The organism is Actinobacillus equuli (assembly GCF_900636745.1).
Taxonomy (GTDB): Bacteria; Pseudomonadota; Gammaproteobacteria; order Enterobacterales; family Pasteurellaceae; genus Actinobacillus; species Actinobacillus equuli.
This window is the reverse complement of record NZ_LR134310.1, coordinates 361,940-379,012: the sequence shown is the minus strand read 5'-3', so window position 1 is coordinate 379,012 and position 17,073 is coordinate 361,940. Positions and strand designations below refer to the sequence as shown.

Sequence of the window (17,073 nt, the reverse complement as noted above, 5' to 3'; positions counted from 1 at the left end):
TTTAATCTAAATCAATAACAAATTAAGGACACAACATGAATGCTCTTTTGAAAATAACACAATTTGTCAGTAAAACTTTTGCCATCTGGGTCGTGTTTTTTGCGATTATTGCAGCACAATTTCCCGATACGTTTAAACAGTTTGTCCCTTGGATTCCTTATTTATTAGGGATTGTGATGTTAGGTATGGGTTTAACGCTTACCTTTAAAGATTTTGCGGAAGTCACTAAAAATCCGAAAGCGGCGATTTTAGGTGTAATTGCCCAATTTGTCGTGATGCCGAGTATCGCTTTTGTTTTAGCAAAAGCGTTTCAACTTCCGCCAGATTTAGCGATCGGTGTGATTTTGGTCGGCTCTTGCCCCGGCGGCACTTCGTCAAATGTGATGACTTACTTAGCAAAAGGTAATACCGCATTGTCTGTAGCGTGTACCACGGTTTCGACATTATTAGCACCATTACTTACCCCAGCGGTATTTTATATTTTTGCAAGCGAATGGTTAGAGATTGATGCGGGTGCGATGTTTGTTTCGGTATTAAAAATGGTGTTGTTACCTATTTTTATTGGCGTAGTGATTCGTTCGATCTTTAAGCAAAAAATTGAACAATTTAGCCAAACCATGCCGTTAATTTCGGTATTCGCCATTGTGATGATTGTGACGGCGGTTGTGTCGGTAAGTAAAGATCGAATTATTGAATCGGGCTTGTTAATTTTCTTAGTGGTAGTATTACACAATGGCTTAGGTTATTTGATTGGATATTTAATCGGACGTGTATTTAAATTACCGATTGCTGATAGTAAAACGATAGCAATTGAGGTAGGAATGCAAAATTCAGGTTTGGGGGCTGCGCTTGCCGCATTGCATTTTAAAGTCAATCCGCTGATTGCCGTACCAAGCGCCGTATTTAGCTTTTGGCATAATATTTCAGGCCCAATATTAGCAATGATTTTTGCCGCAATGAAAAATCAGTCGGATAGCAAGGAATAGGCTAGCGTTTGAGAGAATTGAAAGCGGTCGAAATTTGTAAAAAAGAAGCAAATTTCGACCGCTTGTTTTTCTAGATTAGAAGGGACCTCTACTACGTGGTTGTATACTGATTTGTTCGCTATCTGAACGCTGTGTTGTAATAACCTGTTCACCTTCGGTCACTCCGGCAGTGATTTCCGTATATTGGCTATCCGCTAAGCCAAGCTCAACTTTCTTTTCAACCGGTCGGTTGTTTTCTAAAACTTGTATAAAGATCTCGTTACCTTTTTTCTTCAATGCGGATGTCGGCACCACAAGCACATTTTCACGTTTGGCAATTTCTACTTGTCCTTGTACAGTCATACCAATCCGTAAACGTTGCTCAGTATTGTCCACTAAGGAATTAGCGTAGTAATAAATTGCCTCGGTATTACCGGCTTTTTCAGTATATTTATTTGAGGCGCTATCATCACTGAGCGTGGTTAACGCCGGATCGACACTATCAATTTTGCTGTGGTATTTATGATTAGGTTCGGCGAGCGTAGTGAATGTCATATTTTGCCCTTTCACAACTTGCGCAATATCTCCTTCTGAAATTTCTAATTTGATTAACATTTTTGATAAGTCAGCAACGTGCACAATCGTTGGTGAAGTTTGTGCCGAATTCACGGTTTGTCCAACAGAAATCGGAACGGATACGATCGTTCCGTCCATCGGTGAGACAATTTGGGTGTAATTTAAATTGGTTTTCGCATCAGCTACCGAAATTTGTGCCGACTTGATTTGTGATTTCGCTTCATCCACGCTTGCTTTTGCTGCCGCTAGGGTATTTTTTGCCGTTTCAAGGTCTGCCTGTGAGGCACTTGCTTGTTTATATAGCTTACTTAAACGCGCGTAGTTTGATTGTGCCACTTCTAAAGCCACTTGCGCAGAAGATAACTTAGCTTGATAAGAAGCGAGATTAGCTTCTGCTGTGCTTAAACTGTTACTTTGGTTGCTAGAGTCAATATCAGCGATCAGATCGCCTTTTTTGACCGTTTGACCAAGCGTTACATAAAGATTAATCACTTTTCCTGAAACTTGCGCACCAACCTCAGTACGTTTGCTTGCGCGTACTGAACCGGTTGCAAGTACGCTTTTATCTATCGTGCTACGGGTAACGGGTTCGGTAATATAGTGAACTTGTTGTGCCTCATCGCTACTCGAGAAAGAGAAGTAGCTTGCGGCTGCAATACCCGCAAGCACTAATGCGGTAATGATAGGTTTTAGTTTCATTTGTTTTCCGATTTAGTAATGGATATCAATTAAGTAAGCGGTCGTTTTTGACCTGTTTTTTGCAAAATAATTCCGAAATTTGACCGCTTATTTGCAGATTAAATAATACCAAAGGTCGAACGAAGATAGTTGGCGACCGCTTCCTCTTTGTGATTACCGATCACCTCATTGTTCGGAAGCGCTTGTTTTAGTCTTGGATCCGCATTCTCCATAATACAACCTTTGCCAACACGAGAGAGCATTTCTACATCGTTCATTCCATCCCCAAATGCTAGACAATCTTCTAACGTATAGCCACGTAGTTTGACCAGTTCTTCCAGTGCATTCGCTTTGCAAACGGATTTATGCATGATTTCTAAACATAAAATACCGGAATAAGTGATATAAAGCTGATCGCCAAACTGTTGTCGAATATAAGTCTCGATCGGAATAAGATCTTCCGGTGTTTTCCCGATAAAGAAGACTTTTTCCGTTTGCTTGCCATGATGTTTACTAAAATCCACTACCTGATAAGTAAAACCGGAATCTTTATGATATTTTTTTAGTTGTTCGATATCGACATTGATAAACCAATCATCGCCTTGGTAAGTATTTAGGCATACACGAGTTGGGTCAAAAGGTGTCTGCATTAATTGAAGGGCAATTTCTTCAGGAATATAGTGATTGAGTACGGTTTCGCCGGAAAGAAAATTGGCTCTCGCACCATTTGAAGTAATCAGCATTGCTTCTTTTAAATCCACTTTATTAATAATGTGTTTTACATCCGGCAAATTACGCCCGGTCGCCAGAAAAATATCAATACCTTGTGCTGCAAGTTTACTTAATGTTTCAATCGTAAAATGACCAATTTTATGTTCCGCATTTAATAACGTACCATCTAAGTCTGAAACGATAGCTTTAAATGGTTGATTCATAATTATTTCCTCAAATATTTTTTAGGCAATTATGCTATAAAGGCTAGCAAATTTAGGCTTTATCTTCAAAGAAAATAGTAGGTTTATGTTATTTTAATCAAAAATTGTTTAAAAAATCGCAAAACGAATAAAAAGTGTAAGGCTTCGCTATTTGTAAAAAGGCATTGCTTTTATTTGGAGTAAGAATATTAATTTGGGATTAATTGCTAATTAATTTATTAACTAAAGAATTTATCACTATTTTGGGATTTAAATTTATCAAGAAAACGTTTGCGAGGAGTGAAAAATTCTATTGACTTCACTCTATTTGAAGCTAATATAGATCTTGTATTTCGAATAACTATGCAAACATAAACACACACAACACAATGGAAAAACTACTTTCTCTCCGACTTCTTCTGTTATCGCATTTTGTGCGAGGATAAAGGTTGGTTGGACGAAAATAGTTCACTATCCACACTTTACCCGCACATCGATGCGGGTTTTTTTTTATTTTTTCTTCATTTTTTAAAAGAAATAATAAAAAAGAACAAATGAGTGTTTATCGTAGGTATTTTACTTATTTAATTAAATCAGTGTTTAACACTAATGGAGAATCCCATGAGCAATAACAACATTATTATTTTTGATACGACATTACGTGATGGCGAACAGGCGCTTAAAGCAAGTTTAACCGTAAAAGAAAAACTACAAATTGCTTTAGCGCTTGAGCGCTTAGGTGTTGACGTAATGGAAGTTGGATTTCCGGTTTCATCTGCAGGGGATTTTGAATCAGTAAAAACCATTGCGCAACATATTAAAAATAGCCGTGTTTGTGCGTTATCTCGTGCGGTAGATAAAGATATTGATGTTGCGGCGGAAGCATTAAAAGTGGCGGAAGCGTTCCGTATTCACACATTTATTGCCAGTTCGGCAATTCACGTTGAGTCTAAATTAAAACGTTCGTTTGATGACGTGGTTGACATGGCGGTAAAAGCGGTAAAACGTGCAAGAAGTTATACCGATGATGTGGAGTTTTCATGTGAAGATGCGGGGCGTACCGGCATTGATAACATTTGTCGTATTGTAGAGGCAGCGATTAATGCGGGTGCGACCACGGTAAATATTCCTGATACAGTGGGTTACTGCTTACCATATCAGTATGGCGATATTATTGCGAATGTGATGAACCGTGTACCAAATATTGATAAAGCGGTTGTTTCTGTGCATTGTCATAATGATTTAGGTATGGCAACAGCAAACTCATTGACAGCGGTATTAAACGGTGCAAGACAAATCGAATGTACGATTAACGGTATTGGTGAACGTGCGGGTAATACGGCATTGGAAGAAGTAGTAATGGCGATTAAAACGCGTCAAGATATGTTCAATGGTAAAGATACTCGCATTAACACCCAAGAAATTCATCGTGTCAGCCAAATGGTCAGCCAATTATGTAATATGCCGATTCAGCCGAATAAAGCGATTGTCGGTTCAAATGCGTTTGCGCACTCATCGGGTATTCATCAAGACGGTATGGTGAAAAATAAAAACACCTATGAAATTATGTCGCCTGAAACAATCGGCTTGAAGAAAGAAAAATTAAATCTGACCGCTCGTTCGGGGCGTGCGGCAGTGAAAAATCATATGGCTGAAATGGGATACCAAGAAAGCGATTATGATTTGGATAAACTTTATGATGCATTCTTAAAATTAGCCGATAAAAAAGGTCAAGTGTTTGACTACGATTTAGAAGCGCTTGCCTTTATTGATATGCAGGCAGGTGATGAAGACAGATTGCATTTAGATGTGATTACTTCACAAATGGTTAGCGGTTTACCGGCTTCCGCTTTTGTTCAAGTTGAACTTGATGGCAAACGTGTTAGTGAAGTGTCGAATGGTGGTAATGGTCCGGTGGACGCAGTGTATAATGCGATTCTCAAAATTGTGGGGATGGATATTAAAATGTCTCATTATAACCTTACTGCAAAAGGTGAAGGAGCAGAGGCACTAGGACAGGTAGATATTGTGGTTGAGCATGAAGGACGTCGTTTCCATGGTGTCGGTTTAGCTACTGATATTGTTGAGTCTTCGGCTCGTGCTTTGATTCATGCAATTAATGCGATTTATCGTGCACATAAAGTTGCAGATTTAAAAGCAAAGAAATAGAGAAAAGTATCAGAAAATTTTAAAAATATAGAAAGATGCGGTCAGATAGAGTGGTATTTTTGCAAAAATCCAGTAAAATCTGACCGCTTCATTTATATATGGATTATGATCTTTTTGTTGATTTATTAACCATACGATCTTTTTATTAGCGAAAAATTGAATTTTTTTATATGTGAGGAGTCTAGTAAACAGCATGTATTTGCGTCAATACTGGCTTCTTGTATATTCGGATTAAAATGATTTGTAAATTTTTTAATTAGCCTATTCTTTTAGGAACTTTCCAATAGCTTTATATACTAAGTGGTATATGATGTGGAAGTGACGAAAGAATATACGCGTAACTAAGTTAGGAGAACGCAGATAGATGAGTGAGCAGGTAGCCGATCAAATATTGGTTGAGCGTGCACAGCAAGGTGACAAAAAAGCATTTAATTTACTCGTCGTGCGTTATCAAAATAGAGTAGCGGGTTTATTAACTCGTTATGTCGCACGTGATGATATTCCAGATATTGTGCAAGAGTCATTTATTAAAGCCTATCGTTCGTTAGAGTCTTTTCGAGGGGAAAGTGCTTTTTATACGTGGCTTTATCGTATTGCAGTAAATACAGCTAAGAATCACTTAACAGCCTTAGGAAGACGTCCGCCTAAAGAGGATATTTTGGCAGAAGATGCTGAAAGTTTTGATGTAGGGGTGCAACTTCGTGAGGGGGATACGCCGGAAAGTATGGTGTTATCCGAAGAATTAAAACGTGTTGTTTTTGACACAATTGAGAGCTTGCCTGAAGAGCTTAAAACCGCAATTACTTTGCGTGAGTTAGAAGGGTTAAGCTATGAGGAGATTGCAGAAGTGATGCAATGCCCGGTAGGTACGGTTCGTTCACGTATCTTCAGGGCAAGAGAAGCAATTGATGCAAAAATTAATCCTCTTATGCAGCAGATTTAAGATTCAATCGGAGTTTATTATGCAACAAAGAGAAACCCTATCAGCTTTTATGGATGGGCATAATGTCGATGATGCGTTTATCAATGAGTTATGTAACGATCCTGAATTAAAGCAAAAATGGGCTAGCTACCATGCAATTAGCAGTGTAATGCATGGTGAGGAAATCATTCTTGGTGATGATTTCTCTGCAAAAATGGAAGCATTGCTTGAAAATGAAGAGATTGAATCTCCATCATCGGTAAAAGTGGATGAGCCGCAGCCAAAAGGTATGTTGCTCAAGCTTAAACGCTGGGGAACGCCACTTATGCAAGCAGGTATTGCAGCTTCAGTTTGTTTAGTTGCAGTATTTGGTGTGAATATGATGGGGGCGGACAATAATGATATCGCACAAGCAGATCAACCAGTGTTGCAGACTCAGCCATTTAGCGACTCGGTTCGACCGGTAAGCTATAATGCGCCTGAAAAAGATGCTTCTATGGATGAATCTCGACATCGTTTAAAGTCGGAAGAGCAAAAAGTAAAAGCACATACTTCTTCAATGGGACCAGTAGAAAATAGTGAAATGAAAAAGGCAAATTAAGTTTGAGAACTTATTATTTCCGTTTCATTATTGAACAGGTTAAATTATTAGCCTAATTAAGCGGTAAGATTTAGCGAATTTTTTGTAAAAATTTGCTACAATCTTACCGCTTTTTTATTACCTATTCAGACCTCTGTCCTCTAAGTGTTTAGAATCAAACAGAAAGAGCGTTTTTATTCTTCGGATGGAAACAGCGATAGGTACATAATGCGGGGGAACAAAATAATGATGGTTGAAACTGCAACAGTAATGAGTTATCGAAATGGTCTAGCAACTGTGCAATGTAGTGCTAAAAGCGCATGTGGTAGTTGTACGGCAAAAGAAAGTTGCGGAACAAAATCGTTATCTGCTTTAGCCGGAGAGAAATTTACACCGCAATTTGAATTAAAGGTGAATGAACCGCTTGCGGTCGGCGAGCAAATTCGAATCGGTCTAGCAGAGCAAACCTTGCTACGTAGTGTTTTTTGGATCTATGCCGTACCGCTATTCGTAATCATTTTATCAGCGGTCGGATTTTCTCAGCTTTTTACAAATGAATTATGGGTTGTTTTGGCTATGTGTATTTGCACGGGCGGAACTTTTATCGGAATAAAAAAAATGATGAGTAAAATACGGGAAAGTGAATTCACACCTGTATTTCTAGGACGGATTTAGTGGAGACGATATGGATAAGATTTGGCTAAAAAATTACCCGGAAGGTTCAGCTCAAACTATTGATGTTAATCAATATGAATCGTTACTTGAAATGTTGGAATCAGCTGTGCGTAGGCACCCGGATATGCCGGCATATATTAATATGGGCAAAGTATTGACATTTCGTAAGTTGGAAGAGCGTAGCCGTGCTTTTGCCGCCTATTTACAGAATGAATTACGCCTAGAAAAAGGCGAACGCATTGCATTAATGATGCCGAATTTATTGCAATACCCAATAGCATTATTCGGTGCATTACGAGCGGGATTGGTCGTCGTTAACGTCAATCCGCTTTATACTCCGAGAGAACTTGAACATCAATTAAATGATAGTGGTGCGAAAGCAATTGTTATCGTGTCAAACTTTGCCGCAACGCTAGAAAAGGTGGTGTTTGATACAAGTGTTAAACATGTGATCTTGACTCGTATGGGAGATCAGCTTTCTTTTGGTAAACGCACATTGGTAAACTTTGTCGTGAAATACGTGAAAAAGTTGGTACCTAAATATAAATTACCGCATGCAGTTAGTTTCCGAGAAGCACTTAGTATTGGTAAACAGCGTCAGTATGTGAAGCCGACGGTTTATAAAGACGATCTTGCGTTTCTTCAATATACCGGCGGTACGACAGGTGTTGCCAAAGGCGCAATGTTAACGCATGGTAGTGTGATTGCAAATGTTCTACAGGCAAAATGGGTTGCCGAGCCGTTACTTAAGAATACGCGTGAGCGTATTGCAGTGATTCCTTTACCGCTTTATCATGTTTTTGCGCTTTCAGTAAATTGCTTACTGTTTATTGAGCTTGGGGTAACAGGCTTATTGATTACGAATCCTCGAGATATTCCCGGATTCGTCAAAGAATTAAAAAAATATCGTTTTGTTGCTCTAACTGGTGTAAATACATTATTTAATGCATTATTGAATAATGAAAACTTCAAAGAAGTTGATTTCTCAAATTTAAAATTGAGTGTAGGTGGCGGCGCGGCAATTCAATCTGCAGTTGCAAAACGTTGGCATGAGTTAACCGGTAGCCATATTATTGAAGGTTATGGCATGACTGAATGCTCGCCATTGATTGCGGCAACACGCTCGGACTCTACTGAACATACCGGCTCGATTGGGATCCCTGTACCGAATACCGATATTCGTATTGTCGATGATGAAGGACATGATGTACCAATGGGAGAACGAGGCGAGCTTTTAGTGAAAGGTCCTCAGGTAATGAAAGGCTATTGGCAGCGTCCGGAAGATACGGCAGATGTTTTAAAAGATGGTTGGATGGCAACAGGCGATATCGTTGTGATGGGTGAAGATCTGAATTTACGCATTGTTGATCGTAAAAAAGATATGATTATTGTTTCCGGTTTCAATGTATATCCGAATGAGATCGAAGATGTTGTTGCGCATAACCCGAAAGTAAACGAAGTGGTTGCAATTGGCGTACCAAGTAAAGCATCAGGTGAAGCAATTAAAATCTTTGTTACTAAAAAAGATGAGAGCTTAACACGTGAAGAATTGCGTAGTTATTGCCGCCAGTATCTCACCGGCTATAAGATTCCTCGTGAAATTGAGTTCCGTGATGAATTACCGAAGAGCAATGTCGGTAAGATTTTACGACGAGTATTGCGAGATGAAGAATTAGCGAAAGTACAAAGCGTATAAGTTTTAGGAAAGGCAGGGGCAGCCCTGCTTATAATAAGTTAGCATTTAAATGCTTAGGAGCCACAAATGAAAATTGTAGAAGTTAAACATCCATTAGTAAAACATAAATTAGGCTTAATGCGAGCAGCGGATATTAATACCAAAGATTTCCGTGCATTAGCGACAGAAGTGGGTAGTTTATTAACATACGAAGCGACAACTGATCTTGAAACAGAATTAGTAGAAATTGACGGTTGGTGTGGTAAGGTCGAAGTTGAGCGTATTAAAGGTAAAAAAGTAACAGTGGTACCGATTTTACGTGCAGGCCTAGGTATGATGGACGGTGTATTGGAACATATCCCAAGTGCTCGTATCAGTGTAGTTGGTATCTACCGTAATGAAGAAACGTTAGAACCGGTACCGTATTTCACTAAGTTAGCAAATGATGTAGAAGAGCGCTTAGCGATTATTGTGGATCCAATGTTAGCGACCGGCGGTTCAATGATTGCAACCATTGATTTATTGAAAAAAGCAGGTTGTAAACAAATTAAAGTGCTTGTGCTTGTTGCGGCTCCGGAAGGGATTAAAGCGTTAGAAGCTGCACACCCGGATGTAGAATTATTCACCGCTTCAATTGACAGCCACCTAAATGAGCATGGTTATATTGTTCCAGGGCTTGGTGATGCCGGTGATAAGATTTTCGGTACAAAATAATTTTCGGTAAAAAGATAAAAAAACCTAAGAGAAATCTTAGGTTTTTTTATATCTACAAAATTATTTATCTTGTAACAAGCGGTCTGATTTGCAAAATGTTTTACAAATTTAACCGCTTGCTTAAGGCTAAATATCTTCGTCAACGATTTCTTCTTGATTATCCACTGCCGGAGGATTGTCATATAACCAGTTAGCTAACCGAGCATAGTCCGCAATGCTTAAGTTTTCCGCACGTGCGTTTAGGTCGATATTCAGCGCTTCTAATTGCTCGGGACTAAATAAGGTTGATAGAGCATTACGTAAGGTTTTACGGCGTTGGTTGAATGCTTGTGTAGTGACACGGTTTAACCAATACACATCTTTCACCGGATGCGGTAATACTTTATGCGGCATTAAACGTACCACGGCAGAATCTACTTTTGGTGCCGGTTTAAATGCAGTCGGCGGCACTTCTAATACAGGCATTACTTGACAATAATATTGCGCCATAATGGTTAAACGACCATACGCTTTACTATTTGGTGCTGCACATAAACGTTTTACCACTTCTTTTTGCAACATAAAGTGCATATCTTGAATCAAATCATGGAATTTGAATAAGTGGAACATTAACGGTGTTGAAATGTTATACGGTAAGTTACCGAATACTCGAACACCTTCGCCTTCTTTTAATTCAAGGCTTTCAAAATATTCACGGAAATTAAAACGTAACGCATCTTGTTCGATAATCGTTAATTTGTGATTTAAGAACGGGTGATGACGTAAACGCTCGGCAAGATCTCGGTCTAACTCAACAACCGTTAATTTATCCACTTGCTCAGCAACAGGTTCGGTTAACGCACCTAAACCCGGACCAATCTCAAGTAAAAATTGACCATTTTTAGGGTTGATGGCAGACACGATATTATGGATAACATTCATATCGTGTAGGAAGTTTTGGCCGAAACGCTTACGAGCGGTATGACCTAAGTGTTTTTTAGAATTTGGAGAACTCATTTTTACTCTTTAGAAATAAGGAAAGAACCTCGCAGTCGCGAGGTTCTCAAAAATTATTTAACGTATTGAACGTTAGCTGTTTTTCTTAACGCTTTCACCCAGTCTCTAGAGGCTTCTTGCGCTTGCTTATCAACTAATTGCTCATAAGCGCGCTGGTGATATGCATCTTCAGTGCGGTCGCCTTGTTGGCTACCGGTTACTTTAAGAATATGCCAACCAAACTGAGATTTGAACGGCGCAGTAATTTGATCTTGTTTTGCAGTGCTTGCCGCTTTAGCAAATGCAGGATCGTAAATATCTAAGAAATTATACCCTAAATCGCCACCGTCTGCTGCAGAAACATAATCAACAGAATTTAATTTCGCCGCTTGCTCAAAAGTTGTTTTACCTGCATTAATATCTGCGGTAATTTGCGCTAATTTTGCTTTAGCTTTTGCGTCATTGAGTACCGGTGTTGTTTTTAGCAAAATATGACTAATACGGTATTGATTGCCGGTCACAGTTTTTAATTTACCGCTTGCTTTATCTTGTGCTAATAATTCTTGCGCACGTGCTTGAACGTCCTGTGGCTGAACTTGGATTGATTTTCCAATGCTAATATTACGCACTTGTTCCATTGCCATTTGTTGAGCAATTTGTTGACGGTATTGATTTAATGTAATGCCTTGATAGTCTAACGCATCCAGTAATTGACCGTAGGTAATACCATTACGAGCTGCAATTTGCTCGATCGCTTGATCTACGTGAGCATAATTGACTTTGACACCGGCTTCTTTGACGGCTTTTTGAATAAGAACATCATCAATAGCCTGTTCAACAGCGGCTTTGTGCTGTGCTTCCGTAGCATTTTTACCAAGTAAACGTTGCACTTCGCTTTCCATCACCGGTACACCGTCCACAGTTGCGACAACACGTTCTTCCCATGCCATTGCAGATTGTGAAATACCGACTGCTGCAACCAATGTGAGTAATAATGATTTTGCAGAGATTAATTTCATTTGTGAATTCCCTTAAAGTTAAAGATAAGCCCTAAAGTCTATTAGAGCAAAATTCAGAAAAAAGGTTCATACGGAACGTTGTTTTATTCGTTATTTGCTCGAATTAAAGCGACTTGATTTACGCCGTCATAATGTTGAGTCCTTACTTGGACTTGTTCATTACGAGCGGTCGGGATATTTTTCCCGACATAGTCAGCTCGAATCGGTAATTCTCGATGTCCTCTATCCACTAGAATAACGAGTTCTATACGAGTTGCCCGCCCGAAATCTAATAAGGCATCTAATGCTGCTCGAATTGTCCGTCCGGTAAAGAGCACATCATCAATCAGAATCACATTTTTGCCTTCAATATCAACCTGATCTTCCGCACCGGTATAAATCGGATCTTGATGAATAAAATTCAAATCATCACGGTAGAAGGTAATATCTAACGCCATTAACGGTAATTCTGTTTGCGAGAGTTCCGATATCCTTTTTTGTAACATTTCGGCAATTTCAGCGCCACGACGTTTTATTCCGACTAAAACTAAATTATCCAATGAAGCATGCTTTTCGATAATTTGATGAGAAATTCGAGATATCGTACGCTGAAACTGTTCGGCATCAATAATAATTTTTTCCATTATAGAGTAAGAACACTTATTTTGATGCCTGAATTTTCTTGATCACGTTTGTTGTTGAACAACCGTTCTCAAAATTTAATACTTTGACTTCACCGCCATTTGCCCAAACTTCTTGACTGCCGGCAATCTCTTCAGGTTTATAATCACCGCCTTTGACTAATAAGTTAGGTAAGATTTCACCGATAAGACGTTGAGGCGTATCTTCCGCAAAAGGTACTACCCAATCCACAGAAGCTAAACCGGCAAGTACCGCCATACGAGCGCTTAAATCGTTAATCGGGCGAGATTCACCTTTTAAGCGTTTTACCGATTCATCGGTATTTACCGCTACGATTAAACGATCACCTAATTTACGTGCATTTTCTAAATAAGAAACGTGACCCGGGTGCAAAATATCAAAACAGCCGTTGGTCATTACAATTTTCTCACCACGTTGTTTTGCTTGTTCTACCGCACGTTTTAATTCGTCTTCCGCTAAAATCCCGAAGCCGGTTTCTTCACGGTGATGAATGGCATTTTCCAACTCAGTTGGCGTGACGGTTGAAGTACCTAATTTACCCACAACGAGCCCAGCTGCTGCATTCGCTAAATAACAGGCTTCTTCATAAGGGCGACCGTCAGCAATCGCAGTGGCAAGCACACTGATCACCGTGTCGCCAGCACCGGTTACGTCATAAACTTCTTTCGCTTGGGTTGGTAAATGGAATGGTGCTTGGTTTGGACGTAGTAACGTCATTCCTTTTTCCGAGCGAGTCACTAATAATGCAGTTAATTCGAAGTCAGCAATCAGTCTTAAGCCTTTCTCTACGATTTCATCGTCATCTTTACAGTGGCCAACTACCGCTTCGAATTCAGACATATTCGGTGTTAAGAGCGTTGCACCGCGATAACGCTCAAAATCGGTACCTTTCGGGTCAATGAGTGTTGGTACGCCGGCTTTACGTGCCATTTGAATCATTTGTTGTACTGATTCAAGTGTACCTTTACCGTAATCTGATAAGATTAATGCACCATAAGCGGTAATTTCTTGCTCAAGTTTTGCAAGTAGAGAATCGCTTGCGACATGATGAAAGCCTTCTTCGAAATCTAAACGTAATAGTTGTTGATGGCGTGACAGAATACGCAATTTGGTGATGGTTGGGTGTGAATCCAATGCAACACAGTGGTTTTGGATATTATGTGAATTGAGTAATTTATCTAAAGCACGGCCGGCATCATCTTGCCCGATTAAACCGTGAAGGGCGACCGGTACACCAAGGCTGGCAATGTTCATTGCCACATTCGCTGCGCCACCGGCACGTTCTTCGATATCTTGTACTTTTACCACCGGCACAGGCGCTTCCGGAGAAATACGGTTTGTCGCACCAAACCAGTAACGGTCTAACATCACATCGCCAAGTACAAGTACTTTAGCGTTATTAAATTTCGGAGAGTATTGCATCATCATAGTTAATTTCTCAATTAAATGACGGCGCTCGTCTGTGACGAGTGCCTTAAACCTTGTTCAGTCATAACACCCGTCAAAGACGGGCGCTAATATAAGGGAGAGATTTGTCTAATTATTTCTTACTTTTCTTAATAAACTTCATCAAGCGTTTACGTTTACGTAATTGGTTTGGCGTAAGTTTATTTTTCTTACCCGCAAACGGGTTATTCCCTTCTTGGAACTGAATACGGATCGGTGAACCGATAATTTTCAAGCTCTTACGGAAGTAATTACTTAAATAACGTTTATAAGAATCTGCTAATTTTTCGACTTGATTACCGTGAATCACGATAATCGGCGGATTATAACCACCCGGGTGAGCGTATTTTAATTTCACACGGCGACCGTTTACTAACGGCGGCTGATGCTCATCCGCTGCCATACGTAAAATACGTGTCAGCATTGAAGTTGATGTTTTCTGTGTCGCACAAGCGTAGGCTTCTTTTACAGAGTCAAATAAGTTACCTACGCCTGAACCGTGTAATGCAGAAATAAAATGCACACGAGCGAAATCGATAAAGTCTAAACGGCGATCTAATTCGGATTTCACTTGATCTTTAATATCTTGTGATAAGCCGTCCCATTTATTAACGACGATCACAAGTGAACGACCGGCATTCAGAATAAAGCCAAGTAATGATAAATCTTGATCAGAAATGCCTTCACGCGCATCAATGGTAAGTAATACTACGTTCGCATCTTGAATTGCTTGTAGGGTTTTAATCACGGAGAATTTTTCCACCGCTAAATTGACCTTACCACGTTTACGTACGCCGGCGGTATCAATAATCGTATATTGCTGACCGTCACGCTCCATCGGAATATAGATTGAATCACGTGTCGTACCCGGCATATCGTAAACTACTACACGTTCTTCGCCGAGAATACGGTTGGTTAAGGTCGATTTCCCCACATTCGGACGACCGACGATAGCAATCTTGATGTTTTTATCTTCAATCGATTCACTTTCGTCTGCTAATACTTCGTCAAGTAATGCGGTATCTTCTTCATTATCAAAGTCGAAATCGGTATCCCATTCATCCGCTTCTTCATTTGCAGAATCTTCCTCGTTTTCGACCGCTTGATCCGCATTTAATTGCTCGCCTAATGGCGCTAATACTTGTTCGATAAGTTGTGTTACGCCACGGCCTTGTGCCGCTGCGATTTGTTCAACTTCACCTAAGCCTAATTGATAAAATTCCGCACAATGTGAATCCGCATCAATACCGTCCGTTTTGTTTGCTACCACCACGGTAGTTTTTTCACGCTGACGTAAATATTGAGCGATACCGATATCCGCAGGCAGTAAGCCGGCACGTGCATCAACTAAGAAAAGTACAACATCCGCTTCTTCAATCGCGAGTAGCGATTGTTCCGCCATTTTTTCTTCAACACCTTCTTCCGTACCGTCGATACCACCGGTATCAACTACGATAAAATCATAACCGGCGATATTCGCATGACCGTATTTACGGTCACGAGTTAGCCCCGGAAAGTCCGCTACCAACGCATCGCGCGTACGGGTTAAGCGGTTAAATAAAGTGGATTTACCCACATTCGGTCTGCCGACAAGGGCAACAACTGGAGTCATTATTATTCTGTCCTTCTAAAAATTCTGTCTTTGCGAGTCGCAAAATCGTCATATTATATACTAAAAGCATTGAGAACGGAAAAAGGATCGAAAACAAGCGGTCGATTTTCTGCAAAATTTTACCGAAAATCGACCGCTTGTTTGTTTGAATTTCTGAGTTGTTACTGTTCTTCTAATTTTAGGGCTTTAGAGAAACATTGTAGGCCTTTGGAATTACCGCTTTTCGCCATTGCTTGGAGGGCTTGAGTAGGTACATGTAATAAGCTGTTAGTCAGTTTATAACTCAATTCATTTAAGACTTTCTCTGCATCTTGCCCTGCGCTAATCGCTTGCATCGCTTTATTGAGTAGTTCTTGGCGAGTTTGTTCGGCATCTTGGCGATAGCGTTTAATTAAATCGCTGGATTGCTGTTGTTTTAACCATTCAAAGAAAGCTTTACATTCCTGTTCTACGATTTCAGCCGCTTGTTCTGCCGCTTGTTGGCGTTGGGCAAGATTGCGTTGAATAATGTTTTGCAAATCATCAACACTATAGGAATAGACTGCATCCAGTTCACCGGCTTTCTCATCAATATCACGAGGCACGGCAATATCAATTAACAGCATTGGATCAAATTGGCGTTGCTTTTGGGCAATCTCAACCATTTCTTTGCTAATTAACATATCCGGACTTCCGGTTGAGCTAATCACCACATCCGCCTGATTTAAACCGATTTGTAACGCACTGAGTGACAGAATTTGCATTTGCGTTTCTAAACGTTCCGCTAACATTTCCGCGCGTACGTGAGTACGGTTTGCAATCATAATATTTTTTGCACCGTGTTGAATTAAATAACGTGCTACTAATTCGATGGTTTCGCCAGCACCGACTAATAGGAAGCGCAGTTTGCCGAAATTATCAAAAATTTGGCGAGCTAAACCGCAAGCGGCATAAGCGACAGAAACTGCGCTTGAACCGATTTCCGTTTCAGAACGAACACGCTTCGCGGTTGAAAAAGTACGCTGGAATAAACGAGAAAGTTTGGTCGAAACTTGAGTGCCTTGTGACTGATAAAAATTCTCACTGTCTTGGTAAGCTTGCTTTACTTGGCCAAGAATTTGTGGCTCGCCTAAAATTAGTGAATCTAATCCGCAAGCTACCTGCATTAAGTGACGAGCGGCTTCAAAATTCTGTTTGAAATAGATACATTCACGTAATTCAGCGTGATCAAGTTGATGGATTTCGGCAAACCATTCGAAACATTGTTCTCGCCAAGCGAGATTATCCTCATGTTCTGCTTGTGGTGTAATTTCCGAATGATGGAAATAGAGTTCGGTACGGTTACAAGTTGATAAGATAACAACGCTTTCGGCTAAACCACGCTGCTGAATTTGCTCGAACGCCAGCTGACGTTTGACTTCATCAAACGCTACTTTTCCTCGCAAACTCACCGATGCTGTTTTATGGTTAATACCTAAAGCTAAAATTGTCATTGAATCCCACACAAAAGAAAAACGGCAAAATGCCGCTTA

15 protein-coding genes are annotated in these 17,073 nt (G+C 40.0%); 7 read left to right on the top strand and 8 right to left on the bottom strand.

Going from position 1 to position 17,073, the window contains the following annotated elements:
* The first annotated feature begins 35 nt into the window (after nucleotides 1–35).
* Nucleotides 36–986: a bile acid:sodium symporter family protein gene (locus EL121_RS01685; protein ID WP_039197196.1), complete on the top strand. Its 951-nt coding sequence runs from the start codon at nucleotides 36–38 to the stop codon at nucleotides 984–986.
* 75 nt (nucleotides 987–1,061) lie between these two features.
* Here the strand turns inward: EL121_RS01685 and EL121_RS01680 are convergent, their stop codons facing one another.
* Together EL121_RS01680 and EL121_RS01675 are read right to left on the bottom strand one after the other, a co-directional pair.
* Nucleotides 1,062–2,240 carry an efflux RND transporter periplasmic adaptor subunit gene (locus tag EL121_RS01680; protein WP_039197194.1) on the bottom strand — a complete coding sequence of 393 codons (1,179 nt, stop codon included), beginning with the start codon at nucleotides 2,238–2,240 and terminating at the stop codon, nucleotides 1,062–1,064.
* A 98-nt stretch (nucleotides 2,241–2,338) separates the two neighbouring features.
* Nucleotides 2,339–3,154, bottom strand: coding sequence for a Cof-type HAD-IIB family hydrolase (locus tag EL121_RS01675; RefSeq protein ID WP_039197193.1), 816 nt, complete (start codon nucleotides 3,152–3,154; stop codon nucleotides 2,339–2,341).
* 600 nt (nucleotides 3,155–3,754) lie between these two features.
* On the opposite strand from EL121_RS01675, the gene leuA reads away from it, so the two are divergent.
* The 6 genes from leuA (at nucleotide 3,755) to upp (ending at nucleotide 9,868) form a co-directional block, all read left to right on the top strand.
* The gene (gene leuA, locus EL121_RS01670) at nucleotides 3,755–5,302 is read left to right on the top strand and encodes a 2-isopropylmalate synthase (protein WP_039197191.1); all 1,548 of its coding nucleotides are present in this window, start codon (nucleotides 3,755–3,757) and stop codon (nucleotides 5,300–5,302) included.
* A gap of 364 nt (nucleotides 5,303–5,666) precedes the next feature.
* Nucleotides 5,667–6,245, top strand: coding sequence for an RNA polymerase sigma factor RpoE (gene rpoE / locus EL121_RS01665; protein ID WP_039197187.1), 579 nt, complete (start codon nucleotides 5,667–5,669; stop codon nucleotides 6,243–6,245).
* Nucleotides 6,246–6,264: 19 nt separating this feature from the next.
* The gene (locus EL121_RS01660; protein ID WP_039197185.1) at nucleotides 6,265–6,825 is read left to right on the top strand and encodes a sigma-E factor negative regulatory protein; all 561 of its coding nucleotides are present in this window, start codon (nucleotides 6,265–6,267) and stop codon (nucleotides 6,823–6,825) included.
* A 225-nt stretch (nucleotides 6,826–7,050) separates the two neighbouring features.
* Nucleotides 7,051–7,479 (top strand): SoxR reducing system RseC family protein, encoded by a 429-nt coding sequence (locus EL121_RS01655; RefSeq protein WP_039199022.1) that lies wholly within the window; start codon nucleotides 7,051–7,053, stop codon nucleotides 7,477–7,479.
* A 10-nt stretch (nucleotides 7,480–7,489) separates the two neighbouring features.
* Entirely contained in the window at nucleotides 7,490–9,175 is a 1,686-nt protein-coding gene (fadD, locus tag EL121_RS01650) for a long-chain-fatty-acid--CoA ligase FadD (protein WP_039197183.1), read from the top strand.
* 66 nt (nucleotides 9,176–9,241) lie between these two features.
* Complete coding sequence (upp, locus tag EL121_RS01645; RefSeq protein WP_014991759.1) at nucleotides 9,242–9,868, top strand: uracil phosphoribosyltransferase; 627 nt, start codon at nucleotides 9,242–9,244, stop codon at nucleotides 9,866–9,868.
* Nucleotides 9,869–9,994: 126 nt separating this feature from the next.
* Here upp and rsmA read toward each other — a convergent pair whose 3' ends face one another.
* The 6 genes from rsmA to hemA all read right to left on the bottom strand — a co-directional run bounded on the left by rsmA (nucleotide 9,995) and on the right by hemA (nucleotide 17,034).
* Complete coding sequence (gene rsmA, locus EL121_RS01640; RefSeq protein WP_039197182.1) at nucleotides 9,995–10,864, bottom strand: 16S rRNA (adenine(1518)-N(6)/adenine(1519)-N(6))-dimethyltransferase RsmA; 870 nt, start codon at nucleotides 10,862–10,864, stop codon at nucleotides 9,995–9,997.
* A 53-nt stretch (nucleotides 10,865–10,917) separates the two neighbouring features.
* Entirely contained in the window at nucleotides 10,918–11,862 is a 945-nt protein-coding gene (locus tag EL121_RS01635) for a peptidylprolyl isomerase (protein ID WP_039197179.1), read from the bottom strand.
* Between the two features lie 83 nt (nucleotides 11,863–11,945).
* The gene (gene pyrR, locus EL121_RS01630; RefSeq protein ID WP_039197178.1) at nucleotides 11,946–12,485 is read right to left on the bottom strand and encodes a bifunctional pyr operon transcriptional regulator/uracil phosphoribosyltransferase PyrR; all 540 of its coding nucleotides are present in this window, start codon (nucleotides 12,483–12,485) and stop codon (nucleotides 11,946–11,948) included.
* 16 nt (nucleotides 12,486–12,501) lie between these two features.
* Nucleotides 12,502–13,932, bottom strand: a complete 1,431-nt coding sequence (gene hldE, locus EL121_RS01625) for a bifunctional D-glycero-beta-D-manno-heptose-7-phosphate kinase/D-glycero-beta-D-manno-heptose 1-phosphate adenylyltransferase HldE (protein ID WP_039197176.1) — start codon at nucleotides 13,930–13,932, stop codon at nucleotides 12,502–12,504.
* 112 nt (nucleotides 13,933–14,044) lie between these two features.
* Nucleotides 14,045–15,562, bottom strand: coding sequence for a ribosome biogenesis GTPase Der (gene der / locus EL121_RS01620; RefSeq protein ID WP_039197174.1), 1,518 nt, complete (start codon nucleotides 15,560–15,562; stop codon nucleotides 14,045–14,047).
* A 161-nt stretch (nucleotides 15,563–15,723) separates the two neighbouring features.
* Complete coding sequence (gene hemA / locus EL121_RS01615; RefSeq protein WP_039197171.1) at nucleotides 15,724–17,034, bottom strand: glutamyl-tRNA reductase; 1,311 nt, start codon at nucleotides 17,032–17,034, stop codon at nucleotides 15,724–15,726.
* Nucleotides 17,035–17,073 lie beyond the last annotated feature (39 nt).

Bases quoted from the DNA above. Each gene is read 5' to 3' on its own strand.
- pyrR (WP_039197178.1), bottom strand. From the start codon at position 12,485: ATGGAAAAAATTATTATTGATGCCGAACAGTTTCAGCGTACGATATCT.
- EL121_RS01655 (WP_039199022.1), top strand. From the start codon at position 7,051: ATGATGGTTGAAACTGCAACAGTAATGAGTTATCGAAATGGTCTAGCA.
- leuA (WP_039197191.1), top strand. From the start codon at position 3,755: ATGAGCAATAACAACATTATTATTTTTGATACGACATTACGTGATGGC.
- fadD (WP_039197183.1), top strand. From the start codon at position 7,490: ATGGATAAGATTTGGCTAAAAAATTACCCGGAAGGTTCAGCTCAAACT.
- EL121_RS01675 (WP_039197193.1), bottom strand. From the start codon at position 3,154: ATGAATCAACCATTTAAAGCTATCGTTTCAGACTTAGATGGTACGTTA.
- der (WP_039197174.1), bottom strand. From the start codon at position 15,562: ATGACTCCAGTTGTTGCCCTTGTCGGCAGACCGAATGTGGGTAAATCC.
- hldE (WP_039197176.1), bottom strand. From the start codon at position 13,932: ATGATGATGCAATACTCTCCGAAATTTAATAACGCTAAAGTACTTGTA.
- rsmA (WP_039197182.1), bottom strand. From the start codon at position 10,864: ATGAGTTCTCCAAATTCTAAAAAACACTTAGGTCATACCGCTCGTAAG.
- rpoE (WP_039197187.1), top strand. From the start codon at position 5,667: ATGAGTGAGCAGGTAGCCGATCAAATATTGGTTGAGCGTGCACAGCAA.
- hemA (WP_039197171.1), bottom strand. From the start codon at position 17,034: ATGACAATTTTAGCTTTAGGTATTAACCATAAAACAGCATCGGTGAGT.
- EL121_RS01635 (WP_039197179.1), bottom strand. From the start codon at position 11,862: ATGAAATTAATCTCTGCAAAATCATTATTACTCACATTGGTTGCAGCA.
- EL121_RS01685 (WP_039197196.1), top strand. From the start codon at position 36: ATGAATGCTCTTTTGAAAATAACACAATTTGTCAGTAAAACTTTTGCC.
- EL121_RS01660 (WP_039197185.1), top strand. From the start codon at position 6,265: ATGCAACAAAGAGAAACCCTATCAGCTTTTATGGATGGGCATAATGTC.
- upp (WP_014991759.1), top strand. From the start codon at position 9,242: ATGAAAATTGTAGAAGTTAAACATCCATTAGTAAAACATAAATTAGGC.
- EL121_RS01680 (WP_039197194.1), bottom strand. From the start codon at position 2,240: ATGAAACTAAAACCTATCATTACCGCATTAGTGCTTGCGGGTATTGCA.